This window comes from Rhodococcus sp. BP22 (assembly GCF_014281965.1).
Taxonomy (GTDB): Bacteria; Actinomycetota; Actinomycetes; order Mycobacteriales; family Mycobacteriaceae; genus Rhodococcoides.
In genome coordinates, this window is the sequence record NZ_JACFTB010000004.1 from 35,491 (window position 1) to 53,800 (window position 18,310).

At 61.8% G+C, this 18,310-nt stretch carries 13 protein-coding genes and 1 tRNA gene; 10 read left to right on the top strand and 4 right to left on the bottom strand.

The window, feature by feature from the left end; translation table 11 throughout:
- Positions 1-35: 35 nt before the first annotated feature.
- On the top strand, positions 36-1,220 hold the full coding sequence (locus tag H2510_RS09770) for an acyl-CoA desaturase (RefSeq protein ID WP_186628178.1): 1,185 nt from the start codon (positions 36-38) through the stop codon (positions 1,218-1,220).
- Between the two features lie 41 nt (positions 1,221-1,261).
- A complete protein-coding gene (locus tag H2510_RS09775) occupies positions 1,262-1,489 on the top strand; it encodes a hypothetical protein (RefSeq protein WP_084344822.1) in 228 nt (75 codons plus the stop codon).
- Here the strand turns inward: H2510_RS09775 and H2510_RS09780 are convergent.
- The 3 genes from H2510_RS09780 to H2510_RS09790 all read right to left on the bottom strand — a co-directional run bounded on the left by H2510_RS09780 (position 1,445) and on the right by H2510_RS09790 (position 4,439).
- Entirely contained in the window at positions 1,445-3,085 is a 1,641-nt protein-coding gene (locus tag H2510_RS09780; RefSeq protein WP_186628179.1) for an MFS transporter, read from the bottom strand. The two genes, H2510_RS09775 and H2510_RS09780, sit on opposite strands and share 45 nt — an antisense overlap.
- A 76-nt stretch (positions 3,086-3,161) precedes the next feature.
- Entirely contained in the window at positions 3,162-4,304 is a 1,143-nt protein-coding gene (locus tag H2510_RS09785) for a N(5)-(carboxyethyl)ornithine synthase (protein WP_186628180.1), read from the bottom strand.
- A gap of 62 nt (positions 4,305-4,366) precedes the next feature.
- Positions 4,367-4,439, bottom strand: a tRNA-Arg gene (locus tag H2510_RS09790).
- Positions 4,440-4,622: 183 nt separating this feature from the next.
- On the opposite strand from H2510_RS09790, the gene H2510_RS09795 reads away from it, so the two are divergent.
- Entirely contained in the window at positions 4,623-6,692 is a 2,070-nt protein-coding gene (locus tag H2510_RS09795; RefSeq protein ID WP_186628181.1) for a cytochrome c oxidase assembly protein, read from the top strand.
- Between the two features lie 12 nt (positions 6,693-6,704).
- Here the strand turns inward: H2510_RS09795 and H2510_RS09800 are convergent, their stop codons facing one another.
- The gene (locus tag H2510_RS09800) at positions 6,705-7,130 is read right to left on the bottom strand and encodes a MarR family winged helix-turn-helix transcriptional regulator (RefSeq protein WP_186628182.1); all 426 of its coding nucleotides are present in this window, start codon (positions 7,128-7,130) and stop codon (positions 6,705-6,707) included.
- 160 nt (positions 7,131-7,290) lie between these two features.
- Here H2510_RS09800 and H2510_RS09805 point away from each other — a divergent pair, with 160 nt between their 5' ends.
- The 7 genes from H2510_RS09805 (at position 7,291) to H2510_RS09835 (ending at position 18,267) form a co-directional block, all read left to right on the top strand.
- Complete coding sequence (locus tag H2510_RS09805) at positions 7,291-9,033, top strand: ABC transporter ATP-binding protein (RefSeq protein WP_315901340.1); 1,743 nt, start codon at positions 7,291-7,293, stop codon at positions 9,031-9,033.
- Positions 9,034-9,071: 38 nt separating this feature from the next.
- Positions 9,072-9,698: a YigZ family protein gene (locus H2510_RS09810; RefSeq protein ID WP_186628184.1), complete on the top strand. Its 627-nt coding sequence runs from the start codon at positions 9,072-9,074 to the stop codon at positions 9,696-9,698.
- 210 nt (positions 9,699-9,908) lie between these two features.
- Positions 9,909-10,394, top strand: a complete 486-nt coding sequence (locus H2510_RS09815; RefSeq protein ID WP_186628185.1) for a single-stranded DNA-binding protein — start codon at positions 9,909-9,911, stop codon at positions 10,392-10,394.
- A 178-nt stretch (positions 10,395-10,572) separates the two neighbouring features.
- Complete coding sequence (locus tag H2510_RS09820; protein ID WP_186628186.1) at positions 10,573-11,115, top strand: hypothetical protein; 543 nt, start codon at positions 10,573-10,575, stop codon at positions 11,113-11,115.
- Between the two features lie 58 nt (positions 11,116-11,173).
- On the top strand, positions 11,174-12,853 hold the full coding sequence (gene ettA / locus H2510_RS09825; protein ID WP_186628187.1) for an energy-dependent translational throttle protein EttA: 1,680 nt from the start codon (positions 11,174-11,176) through the stop codon (positions 12,851-12,853).
- Between the two features lie 3 nt (positions 12,854-12,856).
- Complete coding sequence (locus tag H2510_RS09830; protein WP_186628188.1) at positions 12,857-13,291, top strand: thioesterase family protein; 435 nt, start codon at positions 12,857-12,859, stop codon at positions 13,289-13,291.
- A 119-nt stretch (positions 13,292-13,410) separates the two neighbouring features.
- Positions 13,411-18,267 carry an NAD-glutamate dehydrogenase gene (locus H2510_RS09835; RefSeq protein ID WP_186628189.1) on the top strand — a complete coding sequence of 1,619 codons (4,857 nt, stop codon included), beginning with the start codon at positions 13,411-13,413 and terminating at the stop codon, positions 18,265-18,267.
- The last annotated feature ends 43 nt before the right edge of the window (positions 18,268-18,310 follow it).

Here is an 18,310-nt window from a genome sequence, read left to right on the forward strand (position 1 = left end):
GCCGCTACACATCGATCCGAAACGGAGAGTGTTCAATGTTCGGAATTCCATTACCATCGTTGTCCCTGTTGCCATTCATGAGTACGTCGGACTCGCCCCACGAGCAACCCGTGCCCACAACGCTCTCCTACGAACAAGTCCAAGAGCTCGGCCGCGAGCTGGACGAGATGCGAGCTCGCACCGTCGCGAAGCTCGGCAGCGAGGACCGGGAGTACATCTACAAGGTCATCAAGGCGCAGCGCGGGCTCGAAATCACTGGCCGCGCCCTGATGTATCTACCGTTCCTGCCGCCGGCATGGCTGGCCGGAGTCGGTGCACTGGGGCTGTCGAAGATTCTCGACAACATGGAGATCGGGCACAACGTCATGCACGGTCAGTACGACTGGATGCGTGAGCCGGAGTTCAACTCCCAGGTCTTCGAATGGGACACGGTATGCCCGGCCGATCAGTGGAAGCACTCGCACAACTACATGCACCACACCTTCACCAATATCGTCGGCAAGGACCGCGATATCGGATACAGCCTGCTTCGCATGGACGAGGGGCAGAAGTGGAACCCGTACTACCTCGGCAACCCGGTGTATGCGTTCTTCCTGATGCTGCTCTTCGAATGGGGCGTGATGCTCCACGATTTGGAGATCGAAAACGTCGTCCAGGGCAAGCGCAAGTGGCACGACGTCCAGCCATTGCTTGCGGGCATGTGGCGTAAAGCGGGCAAACAGGTTCTCAAGGACTACCTCATCTTCCCAGCGCTGAGCGGGCCATTCTTCGCCTCCACGGTCGTGGGCAACGTCGGGGCGAACCTGATGCGGAACCTGTGGACCTACTCGATCATTTTCTGTGGCCACTTTCCCACCGGCGTGCAAACCTTCACCGAGGACGAGACGTCCGACGAGTCGCAGGGTGAGTGGTATGTCCGCCAGATGCTCGGGTCCGCGAACATCGAGGGAAGTCCGCTGTTCCACATCATGTCCGGCAATCTGTCGCATCAGATCGAGCACCACCTTTTCCCCGATCTACCTGCGCACCGATACCCAGAGTTGGCCCCCGAGGTCGAAGCGCTCTGCGAAAAGTACGGACTTCCGTACAACTCCGGTGGGTTCTTCAACCAGATCGGATCCGTCTGGGGCAAAATTTTCAAACTCGCACTGCCCAATTCACTCACCGGTTCGAAGCCGGCAGTCGGTGTTATCGTCGAGCGCAAGAAGGTCGCTGCATAATGACCGGAGCCGAGTTCCGACCGAATCAGGGGTGGCCAGAGGTGGTAGGGAAGTTCGAGCGAAACAAGGACACAGTTCAAGAATTGACGGAGTCCGCAGCCACACACGTCGGCAAAATCGCTGTCATCATCGCCGGAGCAGTGCGCGATGTGACTCGCGAGATCGGCGACTGGGTCTCCGACGGTGTCGAAATGCGTGAGGCTGCACGCAAGGCCCGAGATGATTCACCGGGCGGCACGGTCATCAACGGAGAGTTCGAAAGCCGCTGAGGGTCGCTCCCTACGTGAGACCTCGAGTACACGTAGGGAGGCGACCAGGCCGAAGACGAGGAATAAGAGTGCGGCGAACAATGCCCACTGAGTCGCGGAAGCGAAAGCCTCGGACAACTGCCGGACGATTTCGTCGGGAGCGTGGCTTTCGCGCAATCCGGTGATCGCGCCACCTGCGGACTCTCGAGTGGCATCGGCGAACTTCTCCGCCGGACCTTCGATCCCGCCAAGATAGTGGGCCAGCCCCACCGACAGCACGGCGCCGACTACCGCAGAGCCGAGCGCCGAGCCAACTTGCCGGACGGTGCTCTGCGTGGCAGAACCCTGACCGGACAGGTCCACCGGGATGTCGGCCAGGACGGTGCTGGTGAGTTGCGCGGATGCCAGGCCGAGGCCCACGCCGTAGATCACCAGCACAGCGCCGATCGTGACGGGGGAGGTGTCTGCGCTGAGGACCACAGCGAGAACCAGCACGCCGATGATCTCCAGTGCGACGCCGACAACGACTGTGCCGGCGGCGCCGATCAGGGCGGCCAGGTGCCGTGCCATGGTGCCGGAGAGGAATGCGCCGGCCGCCATCGTCGCGAGTACGAACCCCGCTCCGAGGGTGCCGAGACCGATGGCGTTGATCAGGAACAGCGGCAGCGCGAAGATCAGGCCGAACTCGCCGACCGCGATCATCATCGCCGCTACGTTCCCCCAGCTGAAGGTGGGGGTGAAGAAAATGTGCAGATCCAACAGCGCCGATCGAGCGACCCTGGCGCGGTGGCGTTCCCAAAAGACGAACAGCGTCAGCGCGACGGCGGCTACGAGCAACAAGACCGGCACGATCGAGATGGGCTTGTCCGTCGACCACGTCATGCCGAAAAGACTCGAGTCTTGGAGGGGCTGCCACCAACCGAGGGAACTGCCCTCGATTATCGCGAAGACCAGCGCACCGAAACCGATCGCGCTGAGCAACAGCCCATCCATGTCGAAGCCGGGGCGGTTGTCACTGGAGCGGGTCTCGGGGACGACGGCCACCGCCGCGACTATCAGGACAACGCCGATGGGGACGTTGACGTAGAAGATCCATTGCCAGCTGAACGCGCTGGTGAGCCAGCCTCCGAGCAGCGGGCCGATAGCGGCGGCACCGGCCATGACCGCACCCCAGACACCGAACGCGGCGGCCCGGTCCTTGCCTCGAAAGGTCGCGTTGACCGTAGAAAGCGTGGATGGCAATATGCACGCGCCGCCGACGCCCTGAAGTGCACGCGCGGAGATGAGCATCTCCGCGCTGCCGGACTTCGCGGCCCAGAAACTGCCGGCCAGAAACAGTGCGATGCCGACGATGAATATGTTGCGCCTGCCCAGGCGGTCTCCGAGATTGCCGGTGGTCAGCAGCAGTGCGGCGAACACAATCGAGTAGAGCGAGTTCACCCACTGTGCATCGGTGATATTCAGGCCCAAGTCGTCGATGATCGTCGGGAGTGTGACTGCGACGATAGTGCCGTCCATGACGATCATCGCCAGGCCCAACGCGAGGACGACGAGGCTCCACCACTTCGATACGCGTGGAGCCGCAGGCACTGCAATGGCCTTTTCGCTTTTCGTCACGGTGTCACTTTAGATTTCACGTCGATTGACGCGCATCAATCGAAAGTTGTAACCCTGACGCGTTCGTGGCAACGGCCTACACGGCGGGGTGTGGGTACTCCGGACTGCGATGTTGGAACGCAAGGATGTTGGGGTTGGCAATTACGCCCTCGCGAATCTCGATTGCCTTCCTTATCGTTTCGTCACTGTCCCACGACGCAGGCCCGTCCAAGACGATCCGAAGATAGGGGAGAAGCGATTCGCTGACTTCCCATGTAGCGGAGTCCCAAAGATAGGACGGACTGTGATCGACTGCGTAGTACCGAACGTTGTCGCCGACGGTGAACATGGGATCGGTGAACGAGGTCGGCCGGGCCCATTCGAACCCCATTCCCTCGTCGCACGACACGTCGACAACGAGCGTTCCCGGATTGATCGACGGTAAGTCGTCGTTCATCAGGAATGTCAACGGCGCGTTGGTGTCCTGCAGTACGCAGTTGACGATGATGTCGTGATCGCCGAGGAACCCGGACAGTGGCACCCTGCCTGTTTCGGTCAAGGCGCGGCTGCGGCGCGGATTGTCGCCGTCCAAGTCGAAATTGACGATGCGTGCGGAATGAATGGGTGAGCTGACGGCGGTTACTCCGCGCTGGGTGAGGACGTCCACATCGTGAATGCCATGCGCGTTGAGTGCCGTGACAGCGCCTCGAGCAGTTGCTCCGAAACCTATGACTGCGGCGCGAAGTCGGCGGCCGTAGTCCCCGGTCACCCCGACGAGCTGCATCGCATGAAGGACGGAGCAGTATCCGGCGAGCTCATTGTTCTTGTGGAAGACGTGAAGATTGAACCAACCCTCCGAGGTCCAATGATTCATCGCCTCGAATGCGATGAGAGTGAGCTTCCGATCGATAGCGATCTGCGTCAACTTCTCGTCCTGCACGCAGTGCGGCCACCCCCACAGAACTTGACCGTGTCGCAGCTTCTCGAGGTCCTCGGCAAGTGGCTTCGGGAGAAGAATCACATCGCATTCGGCGACAAGTTCTTCGCGAGTACGAATGCCGGCAACGAGAGTGCCGATATGGTCGTCGGAGATTCCGAAAGGCTCACCGTACCCAGCTTCGAAATACATTCGAGCTCTGAGGTCGGCGGCGATGCGATCGAGGTGGAGTGGATGGATCGGAAGTCGGCGTTCGTTCGGCTTACTCGACCGTGACGTGACGCCGAGGGTGAGCTGGTGCACTATGGCCCCTTCGGTTGAGCTCAGTCAACCACAATCCGACGTGCTCACTCCTCGGCTGGAAGTGCCCCCGGCAGGATTCGAACCTGCGACCAATGGATTAGAAGGCCATTGCTCTATCCCCTGAGCTACGGAGGCGCGGCGCGGACAGCCGAAAATGCATCCGTCCGAGCACGGTGCATGAGTCTACATTCCGTGTAGCAACGTGATCCGCATGGAGGGGTTCGCCTGCGTGGTGCAGGCCACATGATCTACGACGGCTCGTAGCAGTTGCGGGCGCTGGCTTTCCCGCCGCGGCTCGGACCTCCTACTCTGGAGGGCATGGCAGCACCGGAAGTGGATCGGACCGAAACCTCGAGCACGGCTGGAGCCGAGGCCGATAGTGGGGTTCGGTCCAAAGCTGTGTCGGGGTCGGCGACGACGTCCGTGTTCGTTGCCGCGGGCGCGATAGCCGGCATCGTCGCGGCGCTGGTGGTGACTCTGTCTGCATCGGACGCGTTGGTCCTGCTCGGCATTCCGGATCCAGGACCGGCCACGGTCTACGGACTTCCTGCGGTGCGGGCGATCGGTGAGGTCGCCGTATCCATTGCCATCGGCTCGTTCTTGCTCGCGGCGTTCTTGGTTCCGCCGCAGAAGAGTGGGGTCCTCGACGTCGGTGGCTATCGGGCGGTCCGTACGGGATCCGTGGCAGCAATCGTCTGGGCCGCGTGTGCCTTGGTGCTCGTCCCGCTGACCCTGTCCGATACGTCGGGTCAACCGTTCACCACGGCGATCCAACCGAGCAACCTCTGGGTCGCGCTCGAACAGGTCGAGATCGCCAGTGCGTGGCGCTGGACTGCGATCCTTGCTGTTCTCCTGGCGATCGCGTCGCGGGCCGTGCTGAGGTGGTCGTGGACACCTCTGCTTCTCGTGTTTGCGCTCGGCACGTTGATGCCGATCGCCGCCACCGGCCACTCGTCTTCGGGTGGATCGCACGACTATGCGACCAACAGCCTGATCCTGCATCTCGTTGCGGCGACGCTGTGGGCGGGCGGACTCTTCGCGGTGTTGGCTCACGCACGCCGCAAGGGCGCACATACCGATGTCGCTACTCGACGGTTCTCCACGATCGCAACTGTGTGTTTCGTGGTGATGGCCGTCAGTGGTGTCATCAACGCGTTCGTCCGGGTATCGGTGTCGAACCTTTTCGACTCCACGTACGGTCTGCTGATTCTCGGGAAGATCACGGCGTTGACGGTGCTCGGATTCTTCGGGTGGATTCAGCGGCGTAGGTCGCTTCCGGCCCTGGCTGCCGACCCCGAGTCTCGCGGAGCACTCATCCGATTCGCGGGCGCTGAGGTGCTCGTCTTCGCCGCGACGATCGGACTTGCAGTCGGACTCGGCCGCACACCTCCGCCTTCGAATATCAATCCGAATCTTTCGCTTACCGAGGCCGCGTTGGGTTACAACCTGGACGGACCACCGACCGTCGCGCGTCTGGCGTTCGACTGGCGATTCGATCTGATCTTCGGTACCGCGTCGATACTGCTCGCGGTGATGTATCTGCTCGGCGTCCGTCGGCTGCGGAAACGAGGAGATGCGTGGCCGATGGGCCGCACTGTTGCGTTCATGCTCGGGTGCCTGACCCTGTTGATTACGACGTCGTCGGGTGTCGGCAAGTACTCGTCCGCGGTGTTCAGCGTGCACATGGGTGGGCACATGGCACTGTCGATGCTTGCCCCGGTTCTGCTGGCGCTCGGTGGCGCGCTGACGCTGGCGTTGCGCGCTCTGCCGGCAGCAGGGAAGAACGGAATTCCTGGGTTGCGGGAATGGCTGTTGATCGGTCTGCACAGCAAGGTCTCCCGATTCCTCACCCAACCGATAGTTGCCGCAATTCTGTTCGTCGGCGGCTTCTACGTGCTCTATCTCGGCGGGATCTTCGGCGCTGTCCTCGACAACCACACAGCTCACTTGCTGATGAACGCGCACTTCATCCTCAGCGGCTACCTCTTCTACTGGGTGGTCATCGGAGTCGACCCGTCACCGAGGCCGATTCAGCCCATCACCAAGCTCGCGATGGTGTTCGGGTCGCTGCCATTCCATGCGTTCTTCGGCGTGGCGCTGATGAGCGAGGCCACGGTGATGGGCGGCTGGTTCTACCGATCCCTCGGACTCGACTGGAACGCAGATCTGCTCGGTGACCAACAATTGGGCGGCGGCATCGCTTGGGCGACGGGCGAAATACCGCTCGTCCTGGTCATGCTCGCGCTGCTCATCCAGTGGTCGCGTAGTGACACTCGAAACGCGACGCGTTCCGATCGTGCCGCCGAACGCGATCACGACGCCGATCTGGCGGCCCACAACGCCATGTTCGCCGAGCTCGCGAAGCGTGATCGCGAAAGCGGGCTCTGACTTTTCTCGAGCTCACCAGGCTGCGGTGATCTTGTCGAGGATCCGAGCCAACTGCTCGCGATCTTCGGCATCGAGCGTGTCGAACAGTTCGGTGGCGACAGCCCGACGTGCGGAATCGATCGCGTCGAGCTGGGTGCGCCCGGAGTCCGTCAACGAGACCAGTACGGCGCGTCGGTCCTGCGGGTCCGGTTCACGGATCACCAGCGCCGCGGATTCGAGCGAGTCGACGATGTCCGTGGCCGAGCGAGCAACGATGCGCAATCGGTCGGCGAGAGCGCTCAACCGCATCGGTTGCCCCTCGCGGGCAAGGACGTGAAGAGCGCGAGATTGCGACGGATTCAGACCGAACGGCTCGAGCGCATTCATGTGGGTGTGGCGTATTCGCCGTGCGACTGCCATGAACGAATCGGCGATGGTCGGGCTGTCTCCCGTAGGCATGTCCGAAGCATAGCTTCATTGCTGGCAACCTCATAATGAGGTAACCTCTGCTTTATGTCGTTCATCGAACCTGGAGGTCTTCTTGGTACGCCCACTCACGAAATCTGCAGTCGCCGCTCCTGACACCGGGCCGGTCACCGATCCGGCCCCGGTCGGCCGAGTGCTCGCACTCTTCCATCCCTACCGAGCGCGTATCGCTGTCGTCACCGCGATCATCGTCTTCAGTGCAGTCATCGCACTGGCCTCACCACTACTACTCCGCGAACTGCTCGACCATGCCATCCCTGATCGCGACGTCACACTCGTCACGCTGATCGCCGTCGGCATGATCGCAGTCGCCATCATCACCAACACACTCGGCGTCGTGCAGACCTGGATGTCCAACGGCGTCGGCCAGAAGCTCATGCACGACCTGCGAGTCTCCGTCTACGCACATCTGCAAAAGCAGTCACTCGGCTTTTTCGCCCGCACCCGCACCGGCGAAGTGCAGTCTCGGATCGCCAACGACATCGGTGGAATGCAATCCGTCGTCACCAATACCGCGACGTCGATAGCCCAGAATGCAACAACCGTGGCAGCGACCGTCGTCGCCCTGTTTCTCCTCGATTGGCGTTTGGCCCTGTTTTCGCTGGCGATCCTGCCGGTCTTCGTCCGGATAGCGCGTCGCATCGGCAACGAGCGCCGAAAGATCTCCGTCACCAGACAGAGACTGCTCGGAGAACTCTCCGTGCAGATCGAAGAATCCCTGTCCGTCAGTGGCATCCTGCTCGGCAAGACCACCGGATCAGCGCACGTTCTGACCGATCGGTTCGCCAGTCGGTCCGACGAAGTCGCCGATGTCGAACTCAAAGCGATGATGGCCGGCAAGTGGCGAATGGCCAGCATGCAGATCAGCTTCGCGATCATGCCCGCCCTCGTGTACTGGTTCGCGGGCGTGACCATAGGTAACGGAAGCGCACTCACCGTGGGCACGCTCGTCGCGTTCACCACGTTGCAAACCCAACTCTTCCGCCCGACCATGCAACTGCTCGGCACAGGCGTCGAAGTCCAGAGCTCGCTGGCATTGTTCGGCCGGGTATTCGAGTATCTCGACCTCCCGATCGACATCGCCGAACCGAAGAACCCGAAGGTGCTGTCGAGTCAGGACGTACGCGGCGACGTCGCATTCGACCATGTGAGCTTCTCGTACACCGACGCCACACAACCGACATTGACCGACATCGACGTCGAGGTCCCAGCAGGGAGCACATTGGCCCTGGTCGGATCGACAGGCTCGGGTAAAACCACGCTCGGGTACCTCGCTGCGAGGCTTCACGACCCGACGTCCGGACGAATCACCATCGACGGCGTCGATCTTCGGGATCTGCAGACCACGGCCGTGGCCGAACTCGTCGGCGTCGTGTCGCAGGAGACGTACCTGTTCCATGCATCGATCCGCGAGAATCTCCGGTTCGCCAAACCTGAGGCAACCGATGCCGAGATCGAACACGCAGCCCGGATAGCCCAGATCCACGACTTCATCACCGCACTGGACGAGGGATACGACACACTGGTGGGGGAGCGCGGATACCGGTTCTCCGGTGGGGAGAAGCAACGACTCGCCATCGCCAGGACCGTCCTGCGCAACCCGCCGATTCTCGTGCTGGACGAGGCGACCAGCGCCCTCGACACTCGGACCGAGCGCGCGCTGCAGGACGCTCTCGACGAACTCATGGCGGGCCGCACCACGATTCTCATCGCGCACCGGCTCTCGACCGTACGATCTGCGGACCGCATTGCAGTTCTCGGCAGCGGTCGAATCCTCGAATCCGGTACCCACGACGAGTTGATGGCGTCGGACAGTCACTATGCCGAGCTCGTCCACGCATCGGAAGCTGCGGACTCGGAGCAGGTTGCGGCGTAACCCGTCCGCGACCTCCGACTGCGAAGGCGAGGAATGCATTGTTTTTCACTGTTGAACGTCGCGTCGAGGCGCTGATCGAGGTCAAACGATCGAAGTTCCTCGCGGTGGTCGAACGCGCAGCGTCGGAAGAAGCAGCGCGAGCAGTGATCGCTACAGCCCGTTCGGCCAATCCTGTTGCTCGACATCATTGTTCGGCATTCGTCATCGGGGATGTGCCGGGCAATCTGATCCTTCGGACCAACGACGACGGGGAACCGAGCGGTACTGCGGGTGGCCCGATGCTCGACGTCCTCCTCGGGCGTGAGATGACCAATGTCGTTGCCGTCGTGACTCGTTGGTTCGGTGGAGTAAAGCTCGGGACCGGCGGGCTGGCCCGGGCCTACGGAGATGCGGTCACGCACGCACTCGTAAACGCCCGACTCCTGCGGCGCGAGCGCCGTGAACTGTTGCAGGTCCAACTGGACTACACAGAGGTCGGCCGAGTCGAATCGGAACTTCGGGCGCGGGGGGTCGGCATCGTGTCCATCGACTATCGCTCTCGTGCGGTGATGACGGTCCAGGTCGAGGACGTCGACGCTGTGATCGGCATGCTGGCCGGCCTGACCGGGGGAACGGCCCGTCCCGAGGTCGTCGGACACACATATGTCGAGTCCGCGCTCCTCTAACACGCTCGACCGACACACTTGGCCCCGAAACCCCGTCGGAATCGGCCGTTGTCCACAACCGGGGCATCTATCCACAGATGTCGATTCCCACCCACCTTTCGCTCGCACCTCACGGCAAAGTCGGTGTCCTCGGATCGGCGCTGCCGAACCGGATCGTCGAACAGACAGATCACCGAGCAGATAGATGACCGAGCGACAAGGGGACGGACGATGTACGAGGCGCAATGTGCGGTTGTAGGGACAGTCATCACCAATCCGATCAAGAGACAGACCGCGTCCGGTGACGAAGTACTGAACTTCCGGATGGCCAGCAATGTGCGAAGGCAGGACCGAGCTACCGGTGAGTGGAGCGACGGCGGCACGCTGTATCTCGGTGTCACCTGCTGGCGACGGCTGGTCAAGGGCGTCGGCGGATCGCTGATGAAGGGCGACCCGGTGGTGGCCTACGGACAGCTCAGGACGAACGAATACACCACCCGAGACGGCGCCGAACGGTCCGATCTCGAGATGACGGCCAGCGCCGTCGGCCCCGACCTCGCTCGCTGCATCGTCAAGGTGGAGCGCGCACGACCCGTGGCGGTACCGCAGGACGAACCGGACCAGACGCACGACGAAGGAGTCGACACCTTCGACGAACACGAAGACGTCGACGAAGATACGGTCTCCGAGACGATCGAACACGCCGCTGCGGTGTAGCCGAACATCGCCCGCGCCGGGCCCGTGCGAAACCCGTTCGGGCCCGGCAGTTCGTCGTCGATCGCTATCGTTACCGCATGCGGGCCGACACATGTGCGTGGACGCGACAGGTACTACCTGTGTTGCTCTCGATCCTCCTCGGCATCGGTGCCGGGGGAGTCGCAACTGCGGACCCGGGGTGGCCACGGGAGCGCCGTCGAACCTCGAATACGCGTTTCAGGTCGGTGGGCCGTGGATTCCAGACCTCGGTTTGGACGGTCTGAACGTGTTCGCGGCGTACGTGCTCGCGGGGCTACGTGAATCGAGGCCCGATCTCGATGTCGACAGCTACCTGACGGACTTCGGGCGCTCCGAAGTAGACAACGTCGAGGCGAACTGCCCGGGGGACCTTCGATTGCACCACGGATCAGTGGGTGCGATGCTCTCGCGACCGGTTGCTGGAACCGAGATGTTCGACGCCCTGTCGGAGTATCTCTCGGTACCGGTCGATGGCTACGACAGGCCGATCTTCCTCGGTCAGGGACTCATCGACACGATGGTGCCTTCGCCGCTGTCGGTTCCACTGGTCGCCGGTCTCATCGGGCACGGTCAGGACGTCACGTACGTTCCGTACCTGTATTCGGGGGGTGAATTCGTCGGCCACGAGGGGTCGATGATCGCCTCCATGGTCGACTCGACGCCTTTCGTGCACCGTCTGCTCGACCCTGCGCAAATGGGCTAGCTTTCTCTCGGATCGGGCGATGGTGCCTAGACCCGTTCGCACAGATAGGCTTGCGCACATGGCGGAATTCATTTACACCATGAAGAAGGTGCGCAAGGCGCACGGCGACAAGGTCATCCTCGACGACGTAACGATGAGCTTCTACCCAGGAGCGAAGATCGGCGTCGTCGGCCCCAACGGTGCCGGCAAGTCCAGCATTCTCAAGATCATGGCCGGGATCGACCAGCCCGGCAACGGTGAGGCGTTCCTAGCTCCCGGGGCTTCGGTCGGCATCCTCATGCAGGAGCCGGTTCTAGACGACACCAAGACTGTCCGTGAAAACGTCGAGGACGGTCTCGGCGAGACGATGGTGCAGCTCAAGCGCTACAACGAGATCGCCGAGCTCATGGCGACCGACTACTCCGACGAACTCATGGAGGAGATGGGCGAGCTTCAGGAAAAGCTCGACCACGCCGACGCCTGGGAAATCGACTCTCAGCTCGAGCAGGCGATGGATGCTCTCCGTTGCCCGCCGCCCGAGTCGCCCGTCACCAACCTTTCCGGTGGTGAGAAGCGTCGCGTTGCGCTGTGCAAGCTACTGCTCAGCAAGCCCGATCTGCTCCTCCTCGACGAACCTACCAACCACCTCGACGCCGAGTCGGTTCTGTGGTTGGAGCAGCATCTCGCTGCATATCCCGGCGCTATCCTCGCCGTCACTCACGATCGGTACTTCCTCGATCATGTGGCGCAGTGGATCTGTGAGGTCGACCGCGGCCGCCTCTACCCGTACGAGGGCAACTACTCCACGTACCTGGAGCAGAAGGCCGCTCGCCTCGAGGTGTCCGGCAAGAAGGACCAGAAGCTACAGAAGCGACTCAAGGACGAACTGGCCTGGGTCCGCTCCGGCGCCAAGGCTCGTCAGGCGAAGAGCAAGGCTCGTCTGGATCGCTACGAAGAGATGGCCATCGAGGCGGAGAAGACTCGCAAGCTCGACTTCGACGAGATCCAGATTCCGACGCCTCCGCGTCTGGGCGACGTTGTGGTCGAGGTCAAGAACCTCGACAAGGGTTTCGACGGCCGCGTACTGATCAAGGACCTCTCGTTCACGCTGCCGCGTAACGGCATCGTCGGCGTGATCGGCCCCAACGGTGTCGGTAAGACCACGCTGTTCAAGACCATCGTCGGTCTCGAAGAACCGGACGGCGGTGAGGTGAAGGTCGGTCAGACCGTCAAGCTGAGCTACGTCGACCAGAACCGCAGCGGCATCGATCCGAAGAAGACGGTCTGGGAGACCGTGTCCGACGGACTCGACTTCATCGTCGTCGGCCAGACCGAATTCCCTTCGCGCGCCTACATCAGCTCGTTCGGATTCAAGGGTCACGACCAGCAGAAGCCTGCCGGAGTTCTCTCCGGTGGCGAGCGCAACCGTCTGAACCTGGCGATGACGCTCAAGCAGGGCGGAAACTTGATCCTGCTCGATGAGCCGACCAACGACCTCGATGTCGAGACCCTTGGTTCGCTGGAGAACGCGCTCTTGGAGTTCCCCGGTTGTGCAGTCGTGATCTCGCACGATCGGTGGTTCCTGGACCGGACGTGCACGCATATCCTGGCGTGGGAGGGTGGCTTCGGCGACAACGAGGCTGCCTGGTACTGGTACGAGGGCAACTTCGAAGGCTACGAAGCCAACAAGGTCGAGCGATTCGGACCCGATGCAGCACGCCCGCATCGCGTCACGCACCGCAAGCTGACGAGGGACTGACGCTTGTCCGGGAAAAAGTTCGGGTACAGCCTCCAGGTTCGCTGGAGCGACTCGGATCGACTCGGGCACGTCAACAACACGCGATTCGTCGAATATCTGCAAGAAGCCCGCGCGCACTTTCTTACCGAGTGCATACAGGCTGCGGAAGGGGCGCGGGGAGGGTCGGTCGTGAGGAAACTTACGGTCGACTTCCTGCGCCCGATCTTCGACGCGTCCGGGCCGTTGCAGATCGAGGTGTCGATCTCCCGTATCGGCCGAACTTCTTTCGCTGTTCGGCATCTCGTTCGTGATGTCGAGGGCGCACTGTGTGCCGATGCGGAAGCCGTCATGGTCATGTTCGATCTGAAGGCGCAGGCTCCACGTCCGGTTACGGATCGGGAGAGGGCCGTATTCAGCGACTACCTCGACGCGCCCGAAGATCGGTCCGAATCCGAGTAGACCACTCCGAATCCGATTAGCCTACAAGGGCACCGCCTCGACTTGTTCCCGATAGGCTCGTGTTGCGGGGCGGCTGTTTCGGCCGCGCCGGCGATCCTCACAAGGGAGTGGTTCAACACATGCCTGACGCGGCGGGAACAACGGACATCGACTGGTCGAGCGGACTGCCCGCAGAGTTGGTGACTACCTTGCCCGAAGTGAAGGCAGTCTATTTCGCGCACGTCGACACCGATGAGCGCACTGGACCCGCTGCCGAGGCCGAGGACGCGATCGTCCGCATGCATCTGCGGTTGGCGGCGCGCAGAACTCCCGGGGACGCGCAGATTCGCCTGCATCGCGTCGGCGGGGACGCTACGGGCAGAGTAATAGAGCCTTCGTTGCAGATCGTGACCGACGACATGCCTTTGCTGGTCGAATCCGTTATGTCGCGACTGTCGCGACTCGATGTCGACGTCACCGACATGGTCCACCCAATAGTGGGTGTCGTTCGAGACAACGATGGAAATCTGATCCGTGTGGGACCAGCCAACGGCAGTGTCGGCGGGGCCCAGCGGGAGTCCTGGATGCACATTGCGCTGCATCACTCGACGCCAGGCTCTCTTCTGGACGTGCTCGAGGACGAGATCGCCGTCGTTCTCGACGACGTCCGTGTGGTCATCGCCGATACCGAAGCGATGCGCGGGCTCCAAGCTTCGGTGGCCCGTACTCTCGCGGACTCGGCCGAAGGGCGTGACGATGAACGCGCAACGGAACTTCGAGACGCGGCAAACCTGCTCGGTTGGTTGGCCGAAGGCCACTACACACTGCTCGGCTATCGCCGTTACGACGTGAAACCGGCGCAGGACGGATCGCTGCTGACCCGGTCCGTTTCCGGGAGTGGACTCGGGGTGTTGCGCCAGGATCATGCACTCGATCGGGAGTCGCCCGATATCAGTGAACGTACCGACCTTTTGACTCTGACACAGGGTTCGAGCCCGGCGACTGTGCATCGCGCGGTGTACCCGTACTTCGTCACGGTGATGGATCGTTCGGCTCCAGAGCTCGGCGAGCATCGCTTCATGGGTGTCTTCACCGTGACGGCGTTACACGAGAGCGTGCTCGACATCCCCGTCATCGAGCGGCGCGTGCGCTCGATCATCGACCGAGCCGGCTACGATCTCGATTCGTACTCCGGCCAAGCGATGCTCGAAGTGTTGCAATCGATGCCGCGATCGGAACTGTTCGCCTCCGGTACGGAAGCGCTGTTCGAGAATGCGACTGCGGTTCTCGCTATCGGACGTCGCCGCAAGGTCAAGGTATTTCTACGTGAGGACTCCAACTGCGCCTTCGTTTCGGCGTTGGTCTACCTGCCGCGTGATCGCTACACGACGAAAGTTCGCCTGGCCGTTCAAGATTGCTTGTTGCGTGAACTCGTGGGCTCGGGAATCGACTACACCGCGAGAGTCACCGAATCCGATATGGCCTTGCTGCACGTCACCATTCGGCGTGAGGATCGGAACCAGGTCGGAACTGATCTCTCTCGAGACAATGTTGCTCGTATCGAGTCACTTCTCACCGAGACGATCAAGACGTGGGAGGACGGGCTTGCGCAGGCGATCCTGGACGACACCAGTGTCGACGCTATCTCGGCAAGTCGGTACACCGATTCGTTCCCAGAGGCCTACAAGCAGGATTTCGGGCCCGAACGTGCCGTGTTCGATATCGCGCGGCTCGAAGCTCTCGCCGACGGATCGATCGACATGCAGCTCTATCGGAATTCCGATTCCGCAGTCGGAAGCTGGCGGTTCAGTTTGTACATCGGTGGGCGTGGTGTGTCGTTGAGTCAGGTCTTGCCGATCCTGCAGAGTCTCGGAGTCGAGGTCGACGACGAGCGTCCGTACCCGATCGGTCGTCCGGATGAACTGCAATGCTGGATATACGATTTCGGAGTCTCTGCCTCGCGAGAGATGCTGCGCGCAGCGATCGACAGTGATCTGGACTCCGACCTTCCCAGCGCAGGTGCGCTCGATGAAGAAAGCCGCGTGCAGCTGAGGTTCACCGACGCATTCACAGCGGTGTGGAACGGACAGGCCGCGGCAGACCGATTCAACGAACTCGTCATGCGTGCCGGCTTGAACTGGCGGCAGGCGCACATCCTCCGTGCATACGCGAAGTATCTGCGGCAGGCCAACTTTCCCTACAGTCAGTTCAATATCGAGGGTGTTCTACTCTCTCATCCGAGGACCGCGCAGTTGCTGGTGACCTTGTTCGAGTCTCAATTCGACCCCGAAGGTGCTGCCGAGGAACAGTCAGCCGAACTCGACAAAGAATTGCGGGTACTGATCGATCAGGTGGTGAGTCTCGACGCCGACCGGATTCTCCGCGGAATCTTCGAATTGATCCGTGCGACAGTGCGAACCAATTTTTACGTAGTCGATTCCGTCGGCGAACCCCGCGAGTTTCTGTCCCTCAAGTTCGATCCTCGGTTCATTGCCGAGTTGCCGAAACCGAAGCCGAGATTCGAAATCTTCGTGTACTCACCGAGAGTCGAGGGTGTACATCTGCGATTCGGCGCGGTGGCGCGTGGGGGGCTTCGTTGGTCCGATCGACGTGAAGATTATCGCACCGAAGTACTTGGGCTGGCCAAGGCGCAAATGGTGAAGAACGCTGTCATCGTGCCGGTCGGCGCCAAGGGTGGATTCGTCGTCAAGCGCCCGCCGGTACCGACTGGAGACGCGTCGAAGGACCGGACCGCGACGACCGAGGAGGGGCGGGCGTGCTATCGGCTGTTCATCGCCGGTCTACTCGACGTGACCGACAATCTCGATCGAGCGACGGGCGCAGTTCTTCCGCCGGACCGCGTCGTACGTCGCGACGGTGACGACACGTACCTCGTGGTGGCAGCGGACAAGGGGACAGCCTCGTTCTCCGATCTTGCGAATGCGGTTGCCGGAGAGTACGACTTCTGGCTCGGGGACGCGTTCGCGTCGGGCGGGTCGGCAGGCTACGACCACAAGGCGATGGGCATCACCGCAAGGGGCGCATGGGAAAGCGTCAAACGTCACTTCCGTGAAATCGGTATCGATACGCAGACAGAGGATTTCACGGTCGTCGGCATCGGAGACATGAGCGGTGACGTGTTCGGAAACGGCATGCTGCTCAGCAAACACATCGGATTGATCGCCGCGTTCGATCATCGACACGTTTTTCTCGACCCGAACCCGGATCGCGCGGCCGCATTCGCCGAACGTGCCCGACTGTTCGACCTTCCTCGATCGTCCTGGGCCGATTACGATTCGGCACTGATCAGCGACGGCGGTGGAGTGTGGGAACGTACGGTCAAGTCGGTGCCGGTCAGTCCTGCGGCCCGCGTGGCTCTCGGTCTCGACGAGTCGACAACCGAGTTGGCGCCACCGGACCTGATCCGCGCAGTCTTGAAAGCTCCCGCAGACCTGCTGTGGAACGGCGGAATCGGTACCTACATCAAGGCGTCCACCGAGTCGAACTCCGATGTCGGTGACAAGTCCAACGACACAATCCGGGTCGACGGGAGCGAGATCAGGGCCACTATCGTCGGTGAGGGAGGCAACCTCGGTGCCACTTCGCTCGGACGGATCGAGTACGACCTCGCCGGCGGCCGGATCAACACCGACGCGGTGGACAACTCTGCAGGTGTCGATTGTTCCGATCACGAGGTCAACATCAAGATCCTTCTCGATTCAGCCATCAGCGACGGCACCCTCGACCCCGCCGACCGGGACGACCTGCTCGCGTCCATGACCGAGGAGGTGAGCAGGCTCGTGTTGTGGGACAACATCATGCAGAACGAGCTGCTCGGCACGTCCCGCTCGGACGCGCCTGCGCTGCTTACGGTGCACCGACGCGTCATCGAGGACCTCGAGGTGCGCAGCGGATTGGATCGCGAACTGGAGGCGCTACCCTCGGAGATCGAAATCCGAAAGCGTACGCAGGACGGGCGAGGCCTGACCTCGCCCGAGCTCGCAACGTTGATGGCCCACGTCAAGCTGGTCCTGGAGAGCGACCTGCTTGCCAGCGAATTGCCGGACAGTGACGTGTTCGCGCCGAGACTGCCCAAGTATTTTCCGGAGCCGTTGCGTGAGAAATATTCCAACGCAATCACCTCGCATCCACTGCGGCGCCAACTGGTGGCGACGACGCTGACCAACGAGACCGTAGACCGGGGAGGGATCACCTTCGTCTATCGACTTGCCGAGGACACCGGGGCGAACGGTACCGATGCGGTGCGCGCATTCGCTGCCGCGACGGAGATCTTCGACCTCGAGGAGCTCTGGCAGGAGATTCGTTCGGCCGACATGTCGACTGCATCGTCCGATGAACTGCTGCTCGAATCCAGACGCGTGCTGGACCGCGTGGCCAGGTGGCTGCTCATCAACCGGCCCCAGCCACTTGCCGTCGGTGCCGAGATCAGCAGGTACGCCTCCAAGGTCCGTTCCCTGAGGAGCCGGGTAGCTGGTTGGATCGAAGGGCATCAGGTGCGAGATCTGAACGATCGAGTTGCGGCTTCGGTCGAACGGGGCACACCGAGGGAATTGGCGAGTTCGGTCTATCAACTGCTGGACGTGTTCTGTTTGCTCGACATCATCGATGTCGCCGACATCACCGAACACGATCTTTCCGAAGTCGCGGAGTTGTACTACGCGTTGGATGCGCACATCGGCATCGATTGGCTGCTGACATCGGTGTCGAGGCTGCCACGTGGCGATCGTTGGCATTCGTTGGCTCGGTTGGCCTTACGCGACGATTTCTACTCCTCACTCCGAGCCATCACCAAAGAGGTTGTACTGGGCGGAGAGCCGCACGAGAGCGCTGCCGAGAAGATCGCCGAATGGGAAGCGATGAATTCATCCAGGCTGACCCGGACACGAACAGCGCTTGCCGAGATCGCGGACTCGGGCACGCTGGATCTTGCCTCACTGTCGGTGGCAGCCCGTCAGGTTCGCAGCATGGTTCCCTGAGCGTTACCGATCGTCCCTGAAACACGAGACACCGATACAAGAG

Excerpts from the sequence above, each read along its gene's own strand:
- H2510_RS09770 (WP_186628178.1), top strand. The coding sequence starts at position 36 with ATGTTCGGAATTCCATTACCATCGTTGTCCCTGTTGCCATTCATGAGT.
- H2510_RS09795 (WP_186628181.1), top strand. The coding sequence starts at position 4,623 with ATGGCAGCACCGGAAGTGGATCGGACCGAAACCTCGAGCACGGCTGGA.
- H2510_RS09800 (WP_186628182.1), bottom strand. The coding sequence starts at position 7,130 with ATGCCTACGGGAGACAGCCCGACCATCGCCGATTCGTTCATGGCAGTC.
- H2510_RS09815 (WP_186628185.1), top strand. The coding sequence starts at position 9,909 with ATGTACGAGGCGCAATGTGCGGTTGTAGGGACAGTCATCACCAATCCG.
- ettA (WP_186628187.1), top strand. The coding sequence starts at position 11,174 with ATGGCGGAATTCATTTACACCATGAAGAAGGTGCGCAAGGCGCACGGC.
- H2510_RS09835 (WP_186628189.1), top strand. The coding sequence starts at position 13,411 with ATGCCTGACGCGGCGGGAACAACGGACATCGACTGGTCGAGCGGACTG.